The sequence below is a fragment of the Coleofasciculus sp. B1-GNL1-01 genome, assembly GCF_040220235.1.
In the GTDB taxonomy this organism is placed as follows: Bacteria; Cyanobacteriota; Cyanobacteriia; order Cyanobacteriales; family Coleofasciculaceae; genus Coleofasciculus.
On record NZ_JAVJTO010000004.1, the window covers coordinates 75,369 to 94,548 of the forward strand.

General features: G+C 44.4%; 11 protein-coding genes. 7 read left to right on the forward strand and 4 right to left on the reverse strand.

The window, feature by feature from the left end; all coding sequences use genetic code 11:
• Positions 1 to 762: 762 nt before the first annotated feature.
• From RID53_RS00575 to RID53_RS00600, 6 genes are all read left to right on the forward strand, one after another.
• Entirely contained in the window at positions 763 to 1,932 is a 1,170-nt protein-coding gene (locus RID53_RS00575; RefSeq protein WP_446386270.1) for an AI-2E family transporter, read from the forward strand.
• A 317-nt stretch (positions 1,933 to 2,249) separates the two neighbouring features.
• Positions 2,250 to 3,260 (forward strand): 3'(2'),5'-bisphosphate nucleotidase, encoded by a 1,011-nt coding sequence (locus tag RID53_RS00580; protein WP_446386271.1) that lies wholly within the window; start codon positions 2,250 to 2,252, stop codon positions 3,258 to 3,260.
• Between the two features lie 777 nt (positions 3,261 to 4,037).
• The gene (locus tag RID53_RS00585; protein WP_446386272.1) at positions 4,038 to 5,552 is read left to right on the forward strand and encodes an ATP-binding protein; all 1,515 of its coding nucleotides are present in this window, start codon (positions 4,038 to 4,040) and stop codon (positions 5,550 to 5,552) included.
• Positions 5,553 to 5,609: 57 nt separating this feature from the next.
• On the forward strand, positions 5,610 to 6,011 hold the full coding sequence (locus tag RID53_RS00590) for a response regulator (RefSeq protein WP_446386273.1): 402 nt from the start codon (positions 5,610 to 5,612) through the stop codon (positions 6,009 to 6,011).
• Positions 6,012 to 6,193: 182 nt separating this feature from the next.
• Positions 6,194 to 8,902, forward strand: a complete 2,709-nt coding sequence (locus tag RID53_RS00595) for an ATP-binding protein (RefSeq protein ID WP_446386274.1) — start codon at positions 6,194 to 6,196, stop codon at positions 8,900 to 8,902.
• Positions 8,903 to 9,163: 261 nt separating this feature from the next.
• A complete protein-coding gene (locus tag RID53_RS00600) occupies positions 9,164 to 10,876 on the forward strand; it encodes an adenylate/guanylate cyclase domain-containing protein (protein WP_446386275.1) in 1,713 nt (570 codons plus the stop codon).
• A 236-nt stretch (positions 10,877 to 11,112) separates the two neighbouring features.
• Here the strand turns inward: RID53_RS00600 and RID53_RS00605 are convergent, their stop codons facing one another.
• Positions 11,113 to 13,092, reverse strand: coding sequence for a protein kinase domain-containing protein (locus tag RID53_RS00605; RefSeq protein ID WP_446386276.1), 1,980 nt, complete (start codon positions 13,090 to 13,092; stop codon positions 11,113 to 11,115).
• A 555-nt stretch (positions 13,093 to 13,647) separates the two neighbouring features.
• On the opposite strand from RID53_RS00605, the gene RID53_RS00610 reads away from it, so the two are divergent.
• Positions 13,648 to 15,243, forward strand: coding sequence for an alkaline phosphatase D family protein (locus tag RID53_RS00610; protein ID WP_446386277.1), 1,596 nt, complete (start codon positions 13,648 to 13,650; stop codon positions 15,241 to 15,243).
• A 118-nt stretch (positions 15,244 to 15,361) separates the two neighbouring features.
• Here RID53_RS00610 and RID53_RS00615 read toward each other — a convergent pair whose 3' ends face one another.
• The 3 genes from RID53_RS00615 to RID53_RS00625 form a co-directional block, all read right to left on the reverse strand.
• Positions 15,362 to 16,648, reverse strand: a complete 1,287-nt coding sequence (locus RID53_RS00615; protein WP_446386278.1) for a glutamyl-tRNA reductase — start codon at positions 16,646 to 16,648, stop codon at positions 15,362 to 15,364.
• Between the two features lie 295 nt (positions 16,649 to 16,943).
• A complete protein-coding gene (glpX, locus tag RID53_RS00620) occupies positions 16,944 to 17,984 on the reverse strand; it encodes a class II fructose-bisphosphatase (RefSeq protein ID WP_446386279.1) in 1,041 nt (346 codons plus the stop codon).
• 152 nt (positions 17,985 to 18,136) lie between these two features.
• Complete coding sequence (locus RID53_RS00625) at positions 18,137 to 19,057, reverse strand: class I SAM-dependent methyltransferase (RefSeq protein ID WP_446386280.1); 921 nt, start codon at positions 19,055 to 19,057, stop codon at positions 18,137 to 18,139.
• Between the last annotated feature and the right edge of the window lie 123 nt (positions 19,058 to 19,180).

The following is a 19,180-nucleotide window of genomic DNA, read 5'->3' on the forward strand; positions in this document are numbered from 1 at the left end:
ATTAGAGATTTAACCCGATTCAGTATCAATGGCACTCTTTTGTTCCTTAGCACAGCATGGCGTAAATTTACCAACCCTTAAAATCCGTTGTACCTCGGCATGACAACAGAAATTTGACAGATGCCAGATATTGCGTCTAGATATGACTCCTGACTTCCGCCTAGGGGTACTAGGCGCTACAGCTAAGGCGCTCTATCCAACTTCATCTATTGATTAGGGTAACAAATAAATTATACCTTGGAGCAAATAACCCCGATTTCCGAGATCATTGAACTTGGTTCTATGCCGCCAAACAATTTTGCTTGAAAACTTCCATCACAATCTACTCCTAAAATCATCCCTCTTAAGCATGACCCGCTTAAGTTATAAATGGAGCAAATCTTTCCCACATTTCGCCACTTAATTATCTCTCAACCTAGAGTCGTTGACAATCTCATGAGGTGAGAAAATCTCTCATAAAGCACCCGGAAAGTTATGAACTCCAGTTAGACCTGAAAGTTGATCGCTAACCTGCTACCCTAAGTTTGGGGTCTTATTTGACTCAATGGCGACGTGATGATAGTCAACTATCCCACACTCACCTTAGGGAGAGAACGCGGCTGGCGGGAAACTGAAAGTCTTGTTGACCCGCCTAAGTTCCTAACCACTGGAACTAAGGTATCGGGGTCATGACACCCACAAATGCGTACCCGTTTGCAATTCTATCGTCTGAAGTTAAACCCTTTAAAGTGGACGCCAGGTTTTGCTAACCAGAAAACTGCGATGAATTCTATATTTTCACCCATTCAAAAAGTTCTAATCACATGGTTGCTGGTGTTAGTAACAGGTTGGGCGACGCTGAGTGCGCTGAGTTATGTAGGCGAAATCATTAGTATTTTGCTCACGGCATCTCTGATTGCATTTTTGCTCAACTATGCCGTTCGGGTACTGCGACCCTTCTTACCTCGAACAGTGGCGGCGATTTTGGTTTATTTAGTCGCGGCGGTTTTTGTTGTCTTCATTGCCCTCACGCTAGCACCACCCGTATTTAATCAAGGACGGCAATTAGTAACTCGGTTTCCCGAATTACTCGAACAAGGTCAACAGCAATTGGTGGACTTTCAAGCGTGGAGTTTGGAACATAATTTGCCCTTTGATGTGCGAATTTTAGGGTCTCAAATGTTGGCACGTATTCAAGCTCAAGCCGAAGCGATCGCGTCCACAGGTTTGGGCTTAGTTGTGGGGACATTTAGCTGGTTTATCGACTTAATTTTAGTCCTCGTTCTGTCGTTTTACATGCTCATTGATGGTGAACGACTATGGCGCGGTATTACCAGTATTGTCTCTGCCAAAATTCGTTATGGATTAACTCAAGCACTGCGACGCAATCTTCAGCGGTTTGTATCTGGTCAACTCTTACTGGGGTTATTTATGGCAACAACATTAACCTTGGGCTTCCGTTTATTACAAGTGCCGTTTTTTCTGCTGTTTGCTGTTTTTATCGGCTTTATGGAGATTATTCCCTTTGTTGGTGCCACTCTGGGAATTGCTACTGTAGTCATTGTTGTCGCCTTTATTGATTGGTGGCTAGCTTTGGAAGTCTTGGGAGTATCTGTCGCCTTGCAGCAGATCAAAGATAATTTAATTGCTCCCCGAATTATGGGCAACTTAACGGGTTTATCGCCCGTGATTATTCTAACGTCTTTGTTATTGGGGGCTAAAATTGGCGGAATCTTGGGCGTCATTCTGGCGATTCCGGTGACGGGTGTGGTGAAAAGTTTGGCGGAAATTGTACTTGACCCCACGTTACCACCTCAGACGGGAGATTTTTTCTCCAATCCTTTGAACGAAAAAAAATCCCAGAATACTTTGGCGATCGCGGCTAATACCGATGCTGATTCTGATAGTTCTAGTCAAGAGGCTCAGGGAATGGAACAATCAGAGACAATTTAAGCCCTCAACTAAAGCCCTCAACTAAAGTTGGGGCTAAAAGCTTAAACCCGTTAAAACGGGTTCAAAGGCTTACTTAGTAAGCTCGATTCTTGCTTTAGCTCCAAGATAAGAAAGTTATTGGCAGGCTTCTTAAGGTGAATAGCACTGAAATAATATGAGTTCGTAGTCGGCACGAAGCGTGCCTCAAGCGCTAAAGCGCTCACTACAAACGCTTAAGTCAGTGACATTCTTCTTAAGGTCAGCGACATTCTCCTTAACCTATTGAGAGCGAACAACCTCTATACTAACGGGGTCAAGATAGGATCTCAGCATAAACCATGTCCTACCAACGAGAAAAACAAGTTGCTATCCAAGCTGTAACGGCTGCGGCTCAATTGTGTGAACAAGTGCGTCAGGAAGAAGGTTCCTTAACCCTAACCAAACCCGATCGCTCTCCGGTGACGGTGGCTGATTTTGGTACACAAGCGGTTATTTGTCGGGTATTAGCCGAGGCGTTTCCCGGTGATTCCATCGTGGGTGAGGAAAACTCTAGCTTGTTGCGACAACCGGCGATGACGCAGCAGTTGACAGGGGTGACGCATTATGTTAAGTCTCAGATTGCTGAAGCGACACCGGAAACAATTATCACCTGGATTGATCGGGGTACGGGTCAAGTGGCAGATCGCTATTGGACACTTGATCCGATTGATGGGACAAAAGGTTATGTGCGGGGTGACAATTACGCGATCGCCTTAGCGTTAATTGAAGACGGTGAGGTCAAACTGGGGGTGTTAGGATGTCCGGCGATTCCGATTCATCCCCAGCAACCGGATGGCGATCGCGGCGTTCTGTTTGTCGGTGTCAAAGGACAAGGGACAACCCTCATCCCCCTCGCCGGAGGTCAACCTCAGACGATCCGTGTCAATGAATGCGATCGCATTGAGTCGCTGCGATTAGTCAAAAGCGTAGAATCGTCTCATGGGAACCCCGAATTGGAAGCCGCTATCACTCAATCCCTAGGTTTTACAACCCCCTCCCTCCAGATTGATTCCATGGTCAAATACGGCATTATTGCACGAGGGGAAGCCGATCTCTACATCCGTTTACCGTTTCCCCTGGAGTCCTCAAAACGGCAAAATATTTGGGATCATGCGGCGGGTGTTGTGGTCTTGGAAGAAGCCGGGGGACGAGTCACCGATATGTATGGTAAACCCTTAGACTTTGCCTGTGGGACGAAGCTGTTCAACAATCAGGGGATTATTGCCAGTAACGGGGCGATTCATGATGCGGTGTTAGCCGCCGTAGCACAGGAGATTCAAGCCGCTAAGACATCCCAATCCACACCCTAGTCCAACCAAAGAAGGCTCCCCTTATTTTGCCATTCACGATTTAATGTGTAATGATTACGGCGATCGGGTAGCTTGGCGAACACAAACACTGAAATATAGTAGTACTAAGACAGGGCGTGGACATTCTGTACTGTTCCCTGTTTCCTCTTGGACTAACTGATGTCCTTTCCGTATCCCGTAGTGCTATATAGGTAAAACGTTCACCGAGCTACCCAGAATTTGGATACGACTTGGCATACTACAATTTAACGTGCGGAGTCTGGGGTTCAAGGTTAGCCTAACAGCAAGCCCTGTATTTCAGAGTAATATTGTTGTATTACTATTAGTTTTTTAAATTATCGTTATAATCAGAGTAAAATAATGTTGAAATGTTATATACAGCGCTTTGCGCTGTAATAAAGTACAGTAGATCAAAGTCCCCCTTCAGATCCCCCTTCCGTCCCCCTTCAAAAGGGGGAAGCCAGAGGATGCTTCGCTTTTATTGCACGGGGATTTAGGGGGATCGACAATGTACCGCATAGCAGAGCAAACTGCTGTAATACCCAATAAAACATCAGGGACATATCGGCAGCAACGTGAATTTTGACAGGGTGTCGATGAACATCACGATTGCGCCAGTAACAGTAATCTGAGTCACAAGATTTTGCTAACTCTCTTTATAGCTGCAACTCCGCTTATCTAAAGCATCACAGGTTTTATAGGTGCAAATCAGTGATCTTTATGTCACTATCAGGATAATAAATTCAGCCCCACACATCCTTAGATTTAGCCAGCGTCATGAAAGCATCCCCCGCCATTTCCGGCAAAACTATGCTAGATAAATTACTCAGCAACTTGATGAAAGTTCTCATTGAAAATGGTGGGGCGCAAACCGGATTTATTCTTTTAAATAAAACAGGAGAATGGGTAATTGAAGCGTCTGGCAAGGTTGATTCTGGCAACGTTACAGTTTTACAGTCCATTCCTATTGAGAAACATTTACCCACATCTATTATTCACTATGTCACCCGTACTAAAGAAACTATTGTTGAGAAGGAAGCTGCACAACATGGAAACTTTACTCATGACCCCTATATCAAACTGAATTCAACTAAATCTATTTTATGTGCGCCACTGATCAATCAAGGTCAACTCAGTGGTATTGTCTATCTGGAAAATAATCTCACCACAGGCGCTTTTACTCCTGATAGATTAGAAATTATACAACTCTTATCCGGGCAAGCTGCGATCGCCATGGATAATGCTCAACTCTACAACAACCTTGAACAAAAAGTCACCCAACGCACCCAGGAACTCGCCCAAGCCCTCGAAGAACTCAAAACAACCCAAGATGAACTGATTCAAAAAGAAAAAATGGCGGCATTGGGACAACTCATTGCAGGCATTGCCCATGAAATTAATACTCCTCTAGGAGCCATTCGATCCTCGGCTAGAACGATTGCTAAATTCCTCGACCAAACCCTAGAACAGTTACCCGCACTGCTTAAATCTCTCTCAACAGAAGACTCTGCTGTTTTCCTAGCGTTACTGCAACGCTCACTGCAACAGCAATCAACAGTTTCCACGAAAGAAGAGCGTAAGTTGAAGAGAACCCTAAGACGGGAACTGGAAAACTCAGACATTGCTGATGCCGATATCATTGCTGAGAAGCTAGTCATTATGGGAATTACAGATGAAATTGCCAGCTTGATGCCCTTGGTACAAAGACCGGATAGTTGTCAAATCTTAGACGTTGCCTATAAACTGTCTGAACTCAAACGAGGTACTGCTACAATTAACACTTCCACCGACAGAGCCTCGAAAGTAGTATTTGCTCTGAAGACTTATTCTCGCTATGACCAGTCGGGAGAAAAGATAAGAGTGAAGCTGACTGAGGGGATTGAAACGGTTTTAGTTCTCTATCACAATCAACTCAAACAGGGAGTTGAGGTTATCCGAAACTACGCCGAAATTCCACCTGTATCTTGTTATCCTGATGAATTAAATCAAGTGTGGACAAATCTGATCCATAATGCCTTACAAGCGATGGATAACCGGGGAACTTTAACCATTGATGTCACTCAAGAGAATCAACAGGCTAAGATTAGCATTACCGATAGTGGTTGTGGCATACCCGAAGAAATCAAAGGGAAAATATTTAATCCATTTTTTACCACGAAACCGACCGGAGAAGGAAGTGGCTTAGGACTTGATATTGTCAAGAAAATCATTGATAAGCATGCGGGCAACCTGACTGTAGAAAGCCAGCCAGGTCAGACAACCTTCAATGTTTTTCTCCCCATGCAGTCTTAGCCGTAACCCAGGACTGACAATCAAGACGAATAACCAATGACTAAGGACGAATGACCAATGAGTAAACCCATTATTTTATGTGTTGACGACGAAAAAGACATTTTACAGAGTCTGAGAACGCAAATCATGGAGGCATTTGGCAATGCCTACGGCTACGAAGTGGCGGAAGATGCGGATGAGGCTTTAGAAGTCATCGATGAACTCATCGAGGATGAAATGCAAATTATTATTATTGTCTCGGATTGGTTAATGCCTGGGATGAAAGGAGATGAGTTTCTAATTAAAGTGCATCAGCAATTTCCTAACGTAGTTAAAATTATGCTCACGGGTCAAGCCGATGAAGTTGCCATTCAACGAGCCAAAGAGCAAGCCAACCTCCATTGCTGCTTATTTAAGCCTTGGTCTGAACCTGAATTAATAGAAATCCTAAAATCCGGTTTAGCCCAACTTGACTCATAAGACGGTCAGGATGAAATTAACCCACGAAAAATGATCTAAGTAGGTTAGTGGAAATAAACTCAACCTTATGAAGTTATGTTAACAAGCCTCAAACCCTTACAAATGACACATGACGAATGACGTAGCTTGCTTCTCGCGAAAGCGAATTCCCCACCGTTAACTTTAATTGTCCCCGCCTACTTATGAGCTATGGTTCTATTATTAATAAACTTCCCTTACGGATAGTTCTTATTGTACCCTTTGTACTGCAAATTCTTGGTGCAGTAGGATTGGTGGGTTATTTGTCTTTTAAAAATGGACAAAAATCAGTGAACAATTTAGCGAATCAATTAATGGAAAAAAGCAATGATCATATTAAAGACAATATTTCCGATCACTTAAGCTTACCTCATAAAATTAATGAAGCCAATAAAACATTGCTAAACTTAAAAACTTTCGATTTAGAAAATACTCAAAAAATAGAGCAATATTTTTTACGACAATTACAAATTTTTGACAATGTTACCAGTATAGTATTTGGCAGCCAAGCCAAAGATTTTATTGGAGTAGAATTACGAAATAATGAACAATTAGTAGTGATGAAGTCAAATCCTGCTACTAATTATAACTTACATACCTATGAGGTGAATAAAAGAGGAGAATACATCCAAAAAATCAGTATTAGTAAAGATTATAACCCAACAATTAGACCTTGGTATACAAAACCAGTAGAAGCAAAAGCCGAAGTTTGGAGTGATATTTTTCCTCAATTAGATACAAAAGGGTTAACCTTAGCAGCCGTACAACCCGTTTATGATACTCAGGGCAATATTCAAGGCGTTATTAATAGTAGTTTTTATTTGACGGCTATTAGTAATTTTTTACAACAATTAAAAATTGGCAAGACGGGTCAGAGTTTTATTATTGATGAATCAGGCTATTTGGTTGCCACCTCTACTTTAGAACAGTTAGCAAAAGCTCAAAATGATCAACTAGAAAGAGTATTGGCTATTAATAGTCAAGATACAATCACTCAAGAAACTGCTTTATATATCTCAAATAGGTTATTAAATGACAATCCCACGATCAATGGTTTAATTGTTAAAACTATAGTTATTAACAACCAAAAATATTTCCTACAAGTCAGTCCTTATCGAGATGAATTTGGATTGAACTGGTTTGTCGTAGTCGTGGTCGCTGAGTCGGATTTCTTAAAAGAAATCAATGCGAGTAAACGTCAAACAATTTTTCTTTGTATCTTAGCCTTAATCTTGGCAACCGTGATTGGATTTATTTCTACACTTTGGGTAACCAAACCGATCATTCAACTCAACCAAAGCTCCCAAAAAATTGCTCAAGGAGAATTTAATCAAACGGTCACGATTAACCGAGAAGATGAACTCGGTCAATTGGCACATTCGTTTAATAAAATGGCGTCTCAATTACAAGATTATTTTCAAACCTTGGAAGAAAACGAAAATCGGTTAAGACAATTCCTGGAAGCTATACCTGTAGGAGTTGCCGTTCATGAAACTAATGGTCAGATATGTTATTTGAACCAGACGGGACAAAAATTATTAGGAATTTCCTCTCATTTAGAAGCCAAAAAAGAGGAACTCAGTCAAGCGTATAAAATTTATCAAGCCAATACCAATCAACTGTACCCGATAGACGCTCTACCTATTGTTAATGCATTACAAGGAAAAACGGTTTATCTTGATGATTTAGAACTCCATCAACCCGATAGAATCCTCCCCTTAGAAATTTACACAACACCTATTTTCGATGAACAGGGTAAAATTATTTATGCGATTGCTGCCTTTCAAGACATTACCAAGCGTAAACAAGCCGAGAAGCTTCTAGCCGACTATAATCGCACCTTAGAAACTCAGGTTACTGAACGAACCCAGGAACTCGCCCAAGCCCTCGAAGAACTCAAAACCACTCAATATGAACTAATCCAAAAAGAAAAAATGGCAGCTTTAGGACAACTTATTGCAGGCGTTGCCCATGAAATTAATACTCCTCTCGGAGCCATTCGTTCCTCTGCCGGAAATATTGCCAAATTCCTAGACCAAACCCTAAATCACTTACCCACACTGTTTCAATCCCTCTCTACAGAAGACGCCGCTATTTTCCTGGCTTTACTACAACGCTCACTACAACACCAATCAATTTTCTCTACGAAAGAAGAGCGGAAATTTAAGAGAGCCTTAAGACGGGAACTGGAAAACTTGGATATTGCTGATGCCGATATTATTGCCGAGAGGCTGGTGATTATGGGGATTGCTGACGAGATTGTACCCTTCATCCCTCTGCTAAAAAGACCGGACAGTTTGCAAATCTTAGAACTCGCCTATAAACTTTCCGAACTCAAACGAGGTACCGCTACCATTAATACCTCCACAGAACGAGCCGCGAAAGTGGTATTTGCGCTGAAAACCTATTCTCGTTATGACCAGTCGGGAGAAAAGATAATAGTCAACCTGACTGAGGGGATTGAAACCGTTTTAACTCTCTATCACAATCAACTCAAACAAGGGGTTAAAGTGATCCGAAACTATGCCGAAATTCCACCTGTACCCTGTTATCCCGATGAACTGAATCAGGTGTGGATAAATTTGATCCATAATGCTTTACAAGCGATGAATAACCGGGGAACCTTAACCATTGATGTCACGCCAGAGAACCAGCAAGTGAAGATTAGCATTATCGATAGTGGTTGTGGCATACCCGAAGAAATCCAAGGAAAAATATTTGAGCCATTTTTCACAACTAAACCGGCTGGAGAAGGGAGTGGCTTAGGACTGGATATTGTCAAAAAAATCATTGAAAAACATTTGGGTAACATAACTGTAGAAAGTCAACCTGGTCGAACGAAATTTAGTGTTTGTATTCCTCTTGAATTCTAGCGGTAAGACTGAATTCTCTATAGAAATAAGGTTAGACATGAAACCCCATTAGTTTATGTGTTTATAACGATAAATATATTTTATACCAAGCACGCTTATACTAGAATATTAACCCTATAATAGTCAACTAAGTAGTCGGACAAAAGCAAATAATATTGTATTAGTTTTTGTAAATAGTCCTCAACCCCTTACCAAGGAAAAAGGACATAGCTTGCTTCTCGATGAAAGCGAGTATGACCAATAACAAACGATTAATGACAAATGATAAACAAAAAACCAGTCATTATCTGTGTTGATGATGAAGCCAATATACTCAAAAGCCTCAGGACAGAACTTCAAGAGGCGATAAGTAACGAGTATCTGATTGAAATTGCTGAAGGTGGAGAAGAAGCATTAGAGTTAATTGAAGAATTGTTAGAGGATGGTTATGAAGTTCCTTTAATTATTTCCGACCATATTATGCCAGATATGAAGGGAGATGAGTTATTAAAGCACGTTCATGTCCTTTCTCCCAAAACCCTCAAAATTATGCTGACTGGACAAGCTGATTTAGAAGCCGTGGGACGGGCAATTAAGTATGCAAAATTATATCGTTATATTGCCAAACCTTGGGAAACGGAAGACCTAAAATTAACAGTTGTAGAAGCCGTAAATAGTTATCTTCAAGATAAACAACTCGCTCAAAAAAATATCGAACTCCAGCGTTTGAATCAGGAGTTAGCTGAATCGGTTAAGTTACTCAGTGCTAGTGAACGCAAATTTCGGGCAATTTTTAATCATACCTTTCAGTTTACTGGAATGCTCTCGGTTGAGGGCATTCTCTTAGAAACTAATCAAACCGCCTTAGATTTTAGCGGATTGCAGTTAGAAGACGTGGTGGGAAAACCATTCTGGGACTGTTACTGGTGGACAGTTTCCCCCGAAACCCAAGCTCAGGTCAAAGGGTCATTTGAAAAAGCGGTTGGCGGTGAATTTATCCGCTATGAAATCGATATCTTGGGCGCTGACAAACGTACTGCGACGATTGATTTCTCAATGAAGCCAATTTTTAATGACAGCGGTATCGTTGAATATCTAATTGTTGAAGGTCGAGATATTAGCGATGTCTATCGGGAACTGCACTTACGCCAAAAAGTTGAAGCGGAACTGATTCAACTCAACGAAGCTTTATCCCGCTTTGTCCCCCGTCAATTTCTCCAGCTTTTAGAGAAAGACAGTATTATTGATATCCAATTAGGCGATGAAGTGGAGCAGGAGATGTCGGTTTTATTTTCCGATATCCGCGACTTTACCACCCTGTCGGAAACGATGACGCCTGAGGAGAATTTTAAGTTTATTAACGCTTATCTCTCCCAGATGGAACCCGCGATTATTGAGCATCAGGGATTTATTGATAAATACATGGGGGATGGGATTATGGCGTTATTTAGTGGCAGTGCTGATCATGCCCTCCACGCTGGAATTTCTATGTTACAACGGTTAGCTAAGTATAATCAAAATCGGGTGAAGTCGGGATATCTACCCTTGGAAATTGGCATCGGCATAAACACGGGTTCTTTAATGCTAGGGACGGTTGGTGGACGACACCGGATGGATAGTACGGTCATTAGTGATCATGTCAATTTAGCCTCCCGGCTGGAAAATCTAACCAAAAAGTATGGCGTATGCCTGTTAATGACCCATTACACATTTGCACGTTTACAAAACCCCACCGAGTATCATATTCGTTTTATTGAGCAGGTAAAAGTCAAGGGAAAATCAAAAGCTGTGGCAGTTTTTGAAGTCTTTGACAGCGATGAGCCTCAGATCAAACAGAGTAAGTTAGTGACGAAGACAATGTTTGAACAGGGAGTGTTTTTGTACTATCAGCAACAAATACAACAAGCGGCTCAACACTTTGCTGAAGTGGTGAAGATTAATCCAACCGATACCGTTGCTCAACTCTATCTGATGCGCTGTCAGTCTGATCAGTAGGGGCTTTTGTTGTCCCCTTTGAGATGGGTCTATTCATGTTATCCCTAAATCTGCCCCTACATCTAGGTTGGGATCAGGGCGGGTTTTGTTGTGCAGTTTGAGGTTGGTCAATTCATTTTATCCCTAAACCCGCCCCTACATCTGATGTCTTTTTTGATCAAGGGATTTCTACTTTAATGTCTTCTCCCAGACGTGCCATGGCACATCTCTACATGGTTCCCCCATCCCTTACTACCCTAACGCCCCAATCTTTCCCTGGCTTTCTCACGCAAGTCGGCAGCTTTTTCATGATCCGGTTCCAGTTGCAGGGCTTTATCCAGAGACGGAATCGCTTCCGTGGTGCGCCCTAATGCCATCAGCGCTTCACCGCGAGTTGCCCAAGCATCGGCGGAGTTCCGTTCCAGTTCAATCGCCTGATCTAACGCTTGAACCGCCTCAGCGGAACGTCCCACCCCTTGCAGTGCTATGCCATAGCGAATCCAGCCTCGGGCAAAATCGGGATAGTATTTCGTTACCCGTCCATACAGTTGCAGGGCGTCGATGATCTGGTTTTGTTGCCGTAGGGCATCGGCTTTGCTGACTAAGGCGTCGGCATAATCGGATTGGTACGCGAGGGCGTCATTACAGGCGACTAGGGCTTGTTCGGGTTGTCCCAGTTGATTGAGGCTGTAGCACCGTCCCCAATAAGCAGGGGCGAAGTCGGATTGCAGTTCGATCGCCTGATCATAAACTAGGATCGCTTTCTCGTATTCTCCGGCTTGTCTTAAGTCTTCGGCTTCAGCGAGTAAGGATTCAGCCGTGGGTTCGGGGGTTGGGGAGGGAGAAGGAGAAGGAGAAGGAGTTGGGCTAGGGCTTTCAGCGGGGACATCCTCAATTTGAGACTGATGATTCAATTGAGAGGGGAGTAGAATCAGGGTGACGGTAACCGTCGAACTAACCACGATCGCGATCGTGGCAATTGTCCAGGGCTGCATCAACCATTGCCGAAATCCGTGGCTTCTACTGGCTGTTGACACCGTTGCGGTGGGTTCAAAGTCCTGAGGTTGACTTAGGGATACGGTAGCATCAGTCCGCCCCGGGGTGGGCTGAGAGGTTTGGGTGCGTCCGGTGTCTTGGGTTTGACTCGAGGATGATTCGCTATTCGACTCCTCGACTTCAATCAGCGTCGATTCCGTTGGTGTCGCCTCCCACGCCTGAGTCTCGGCGGAATCAGCGGCTAAATTTTGACTCTCCTGATCCGTCGGCGCTTGGGGATCAACCAGGGGCGGCAATTCACACTCAGGGACTAACGGTTGGGGCGGTGACGCCGACTCCAATAATGGCGCGGGTAAATTCTGGAAGGCTAACAGGGTTTCTTCTGCGGTTGCATAGCGATCGCGAAAGTCATAGCGCACCATCTTATCCAAAATTTCCCCAAATTCTGGACTAATCTGCTTAGCATATTTGCGCCAGTTGAGTTCACCCGTATCGGAGTCTTCTTTAATATGTTTGGGATGAATTCCCGTTAATAATTGAATCCCAATAATCCCCACCGCATAAACATCACTACTATAGCGAGGTTTTCCTGCCAGTTGTTCATTGGGCATATATCCCTTAGTGCCGATAGAAATCGTCACATTGGTCAGCCCTGTTTCCGGATTCAGCGACTCACATCTAACCTGTTTCACCGCCCCAAAATCAATCAGCACAATTCTGCCATCAGCGGCGCGGCGAATCAAATTGGCTGGCTTGATATCCCGGTGGATCACATTTTGTTGATGGACAAATGTTAGTACCTGCAATATATCTTGCAGGAGGGATAGAACTTTTTCCTGTGACCACGTCAGATGAGAGTCTATCTCTTTACTTAAAGGTTGTCCTTGAATATATTCCTGAGCCAGATAAAATTCCTGATTTTCCTCAAAATGAGCCAAAAGCCGGGGAATCTGCTCATGATTACCCAGTCGATAGAGGACTTGAGCTTCCGTTTGGAAGAGGCGTCTCGCTGTTTGCAGCCCCTCCTCATCATCATCGCTCACTTGAGGTTTTAATTTTTTAACCACGCATTGGGGATGACCGGGCAAATGCATATCCCGCGCTAAGAAGGTTTGACCAAACCCTCCGACCCCTAGCTTTTCGATAACGTGATAGCGCCCGCCTAGAGGTTTATTGTCCCAAGCGTCTTGAGAACCCGACACCATCGTTTTTGTCAGCGCCCCTGTTGAATTTTTCTTCATCACTAGACACGTCCAGAAATTACACGTCAACCCACGATTCAAAGGGTCTTTGACTAATTTTTAGACAAGTCTAATTAACCATCGCATTGAAAACAGCACCCCACTAACTTGTCTTATTCTTTCTCTGGCAATCCACCCTGAGTTCATTGTTTATTTTTTCCAAGATAGTCGCTAATTCACCGACAGGAAGTTTACCGACGAATCAGTTATTCTTGTTTCTTTTCAAAAATAACCTTGACCGATAACTGTCGTTCGATCAGTTTGAGGTCTTTTAACTCTGGCTTACCCGACACGTTTCTGGAAACACTGCACCTTAGAGTCGGCTCACCTGACTCCAGGGAACCAGATGCCTACCATGTTAATTATAGAGGCGATACTCACTCTCTAACAAAAAAGCGCTTAAAATGAGGACATTCAAGTGTAAATTGACCAACGGCGCAAAGAAGCTGAACCTCTGATGACCAAAGACTTTTGTCTGTTTTGTCTAGTCATCAACGCTGAGGTGTAATTGAATTATTTGCTCTACTGTTCGCATTTGGGGCATCATTTTTATCTATGGCACGGAAAAATCAGCGAATCAACCGTCGCCGCTTTCTGGTTACCTCAGCCTTAACCAGTAGCGGATTGATCACCGCTAACCTATTATCGAAATCAGGATTAGCCCAGAGTACAGCACCGGGAATTGTCACTTCAGAGAAAATGCGTCCGCAAATCCCTTATGGGGTGGCTAGTGGCGACGTGAGTCGTGATCAGGCGATTATTTGGAGCAAGAGCGATCGCGTCAGCCGGATGATTGTAGACTATGATACCAGCGAATCCTTCCGCAATCCACAACGGGCGATCGGACCGGCGGCATTAGAAAGTAGTGATTACACTGCCCGACTCTATCTGACCAATCTACCACCCGGTCAACAGATTTTCTATCGCGTCACCTTTCAGGATTTAGCCGACTTAAATCGCTACAGCGCCCCCGTCACTGGTACATTCCGCACCGCGCCTATCGACAAACGCGATATCTTTTTTATTTGGTCAGGTGACACGGCGGGTCAAGGTTGGGGAATTAATCCTGACTGGGGCGGAATGAAAATCTATGAAACCATGCGACAGTTAAATCCCGACTTTTTCATCCATTCGGGGGATTACGTTTATGCCGATAACCCTATTGTTGCTCAGGTGCAACTGGATGACGGTAGCATCTGGAAGAATATCACTACCCCAGAAAAGTCTAAAGTCGCCGAAACGCTCCAAGAATTTCGCGCCAATTATGTTTATAATCTCCTAGATGAAAATATCCGCCGCTTCAATGCTCAAGTTCCCCAGTTCGTGCAATGGGATGACCATGAAACCACGAATAATTGGTATCCGGGGGAACAACTTTTAGAGGATGACCGCTATACGGTTAAAAGTGTCTCATTGTTAGCAGCCAGGGCAAAGCGGGCGTTTTTGGATTATACTCCGATTGATGTTAACCATACCCATCCCGAACGGATTTATCGGTCGTTTCAGTATAGTCCATCCCTGGATATTTTTATCCTGGACATGCGAAGCTACCGAGGACCGAATACCGCCAATCGTCAGACTGAACCTAGTGAAGAAACAGCGTTTTTAGGGACAGAACAGATTAGTTGGTTAAAACAACAGTTACGCAATTCCTCAGCCACCTGGAAAGTCATTGCCAGTGATATGCCGATTGGACTGATGGTTCCCGATGGAGAAACCAAGTTTGAGAATGCGGCGAATGGGGATGGTCCTCCCTTAGGACGGGAGTTTGAACTGGCAGATTTACTCCGATTTATCCAGCAAAATGAGATTAAAAATGTCGTGTGGTTAACCGCCGATGTTCATTATGCGGCGGCACATTATTATGATCCGAATCAGGCTCAGTTTACGGAGTTTAATCCCTTCTGGGAATTTGTCGCTGGACCCCTGAACGCGGGAACCTTTGAACGGAAGCTACTGGATAATACATTTGGTCCCCAAGTTAAGTTTCAAAGTGTCTCATTCGACTTAGAACCCAATCGTCCGCCCAGTGAGGGATTACAGTTTTTTGGCACAGTAAACATTGAGGGGAAGAGTGAGGTGATGACGGTGGCGCTGCATAATCTTGAGGGCAAAACCCTCTACAGCGTTGATTTGATACCAGAAATTTAACAGACAGATCCCCGACTTCTTGGAGAAGTCGGGGATCTTGCTTAAGGCTATACTTCAAAAAAAAGAGAGGGAGGATACTCACTCAGCATCACCCTCCTACTCTCTTCATCTCCCACGCTTAACCAAACTGTTCTTCAATCTCTAAATTAAACAGCGTTTGCAGCGTCTGCATGGCTTGACGTCTGGCTTCAATATCCTGCTGCGCCCTTAACTGCACCATCGGATCATGGAGGATTTTATTGACAATTCCCCGTGTCAACGCTTCGATGATTTCTTGATGTTTATCGGCAAACTCTGAACCTAAACGAGATAAGGCTTTTTCTAATTCCTGTTCCCGGATACCTTCGACTTTCTCCCGCAGACTACTAATAGTACTCACGGTTTCTAGCGATCGCCACCAAATCTCAAACGCTTCTACCTCTTGTTCCAGTAAGTTTTCCGCTTCCATTGCCATCTGACGGCGGCTTTCGGTATTTTGCGCCACTACTGCTTTTAAGTCGTCCACATTAAAGGCTTGAACCTGTTCAAGTTCATTGACATCAGCATCCACATTACGCGGTACGGAAATATCAAATAGCATTAAGGAGCGATTGGGATCAAGATGGTCTTCCAGTTTAGCCCGATCCAGAATCGGTTCTGTCGCACTGGTACTGGTAAACACCATATCCGACTCCGGAATCACCTCCATCATCTCAGACAAGGGATGTACCGTTATCTGAGCATTCTCAAACTGCTTTGCCAACTCCTCAGCCCGACGAGTTGAGCGATTGATAATGGCGATTGACTCAGCCCCTTTGGAAAGCAGGTGTTGCACCAGCAAACGCGACATCTTCCCCGCCCCGATAATCGCCACTCGGTAAGCCGCCAAGTTTTGCACTTCCATCTGGGCAAGTTCCACCGCCGCTGAACTAATCGAAACCGCCCCGGTACCAATGCTGGTTTCCGTGCGGACTCGCTTTCCGGCGGTAATCCCTTGTTTAAACAGTCGATTCAACAGGCGTCCAATTCCCTTGTATTGCTGACCGATTTTGTGGGTATGCTTGACTTGCGATAAGATTTGTCCTTCACCTAGGACTAGACTGTCCAGTCCCGCTGCGACGCGCATCAGATGCATCACCGCATCTTGATGTAACAAAATAAACAAATGGGGGCGTAATTGATGCAAGGGGACAAGAGAGTTATCAGAAAGGAATTGACTGACTTCACGCACACCCTTTTCCGTTTCTGCTGCCACAATATAAATTTCTAGGCGATTGCAGGTACTAAGGATCGCCACTTCTTCAACATGGGGGTAGCTACAGAGTTGTTGCACCGCCCCTTCTATTTGGGCTTCGGGAATGCTTAGTTTTTCCCGGACTTCAACGGGCGCTGTTTTGTGGCTTAAACCTACGACGGCAATATTCATTGTGTTCTCCAAATCTCTGTCGTTGGGTTGGGTCAACTATCAGGCTTGTTTTTTTTAAAGATAAAGAAAATTGAGAAATTTTTCTGAATGGGATGAACAATTGGGCATGAGTTCACAGATTCAGAGATGAAATTTTTTACCGGGGGAAAATCGATTTGCCCGTTAATCAACACTAAGCCAGAGTAAGTAGCATTATCATTGCTTATACTCTGGCTTTAACGCTTTTTTCTCCTCTCGATGACTATAATTCGAGACGGAGAAATCCTGCAACAAACAATGGATAAATTTACAGTACTTATCGTAGTTGCAGGGTCTTGGGCTGATCAAACAGATGGACAGTATCCACAAATCGAGCCGTCTTGGACTGGGTAGAAATAACCAGACTTTGAGTCCGCGCTCCCCCATGGAAGAGTCGTACCCCTTCCATCAAGGTACCCGGCGTAATCCCACAAGCGGCAAATAGCACGGTGTCACCTGAGGCTAGCTCATGAGTATTGTAGACCTTATCAGGGTCGTTAATGCCCATTTCTTGGAGCCGCTCTAGGTTCCCCTCTTTGCTTTCACCAATCAAACCCGTTTGTACGGTTGCTGGGTCATAAATTAGCTGACCTTGGAAATGTCCTCCTAAACAGCGCATCGCCGCAGCAGAGATAACGCCTTCGGGTGCAGCACCAATACCCATCAGAGCATGGATATTTGTCCCTGAAAAGGCACAAGAGAGAGCCGCAGAGACATCTCCGTCACTAATTAGCCGAACTCTCGCGCCAGCCGAGCGGATTTCCTCAATCAGTCCCTTGTGGCGATCGCGCTTCATGACCACGACCACAAGTTCCTCAATTGCCCGATCCAGACATTCCGAGAGAATTTGCAGGTTCTCTGTTGCCGATTTATTGATATCGACATGATTTTTAGCCGCAGGAGGCGCCGCTAGCTTTTTCATGTAAAAGTCAGGTGCCGCAAACAGCCCTCCCTTCTCAGAAATGGCTAGCACCGCCATTGAACCGGGTTGCCCATAAGCCACCAAGTTCGTCCCTTCACAAGGGTCAACGGCAATATCGACTTCAATCAGTTCATCGGGATTACAAAAGTTCTTCGCATCCGGCTGGTTACAGATGCCCACTTGTTCACCGATATACAGCATCGGGGCTTCATCTCGCTCCCCTTCTCCAATCACGATGCGACCTCGCATGTGAATGTTGTTCATCCGCTCCCGCATGGCTTCGACTGCCACATGGTCTGCCTCGTTTTTATCACCTTTGCCCATCCATTTGGCAGAGGCAAGTGCTGCCTGTTCGACAACTTCAATAATTTCTAGTCCTAGCGTAGTTTCTAGCACGAAGCTTTTCCTCTCAACTGCTTAGTTTTTCCCTGGTGTTATTTACTGTCCCCAGTCTAAAAGTCTATCAGAGACGGGGATCTCCTCGAAAGAATGTCGAGTATTGGTTTATGTTAAGTTTTGCTACGATTAGGTGTTTCAGACGTAGCACGCTACGTCTCGACTTGGGTAATGATTGTCCGATGGCGGGGACTATTCGGCATGATCATCGGTGGCTGGAATCCTGCTTGGGCGATCGCTTGTTCGATATCCAAGGTAATATACTCGTCAAAGTAAGGCTCAGTGCTTTTGAATAAAGTAAAAACGTAAGCTGGCATCGTCGCATACACCTGAGACTGAGGATTCATATCCATCAGGGTAAGATAGCCACCCGGACGTAATAACCGCCGTGCCTCCCGTAGGATTGCCTTTGCCGCCGTTTGGGGTAATTCGTGGAATACCAAAAAGACAGACACCAAATCATAGGAAGCATCCGGTAAACCTGTCGCTTCAGCCGCCGCGTGTTTCCAGTTAATGTCTGTATGATGCTGTTTGGACTTATATTCGGCAACAGCTAGAAAGTAAGGCGATAAGTCTACACCCGTCATATTTGCCTGGGGATAAATCTGTTGTAGGGCAAAGGTACTCATTCCCACACCACACCCCAGATCCACAATATCTTGCGGCTCAGTTTTAACTTGCTTTTGCACCAACTCATGGTAACTCTGCCGCAGTTTAGCGTCTCCTTGGAGTTTATCCTCAGGATAGAGATTGGCATGAACCGCATAAGCCGCAACTTCGTGTTCAAACGCCGCATCCCACTGAAGATTTCCCTGGTCATAAGCATGGAAGGGGCGCAAATAATAATCCGGGTAGGTTACCTGGGGGTTTTGGACTTGATTCAGATAACTATCCCAGTCCAGAGAACGTAACTCATTGACCTGTTTTGTCCAAGGTACGCCAATTTTTTCCGCTCGCTTGACAATCATCTTACGAGCTTGCTGCTTGGCTAAATTAGCCAAAGGTTTAATGGCAAGGAAACCATTCACCAAACGTGAGGCTAATTGGGGTGTTGTGTTTACCGTAGTCGTCATAAGAGTTCTTAGCGATTATCTGTTTTGGGGATTAGCATGTACACAATATTGGCAATCCTACGATATTTAAGCAACAGCATACCACCCCCCTACACTCAAGTTTCCTGTTGACAACGTGCTACG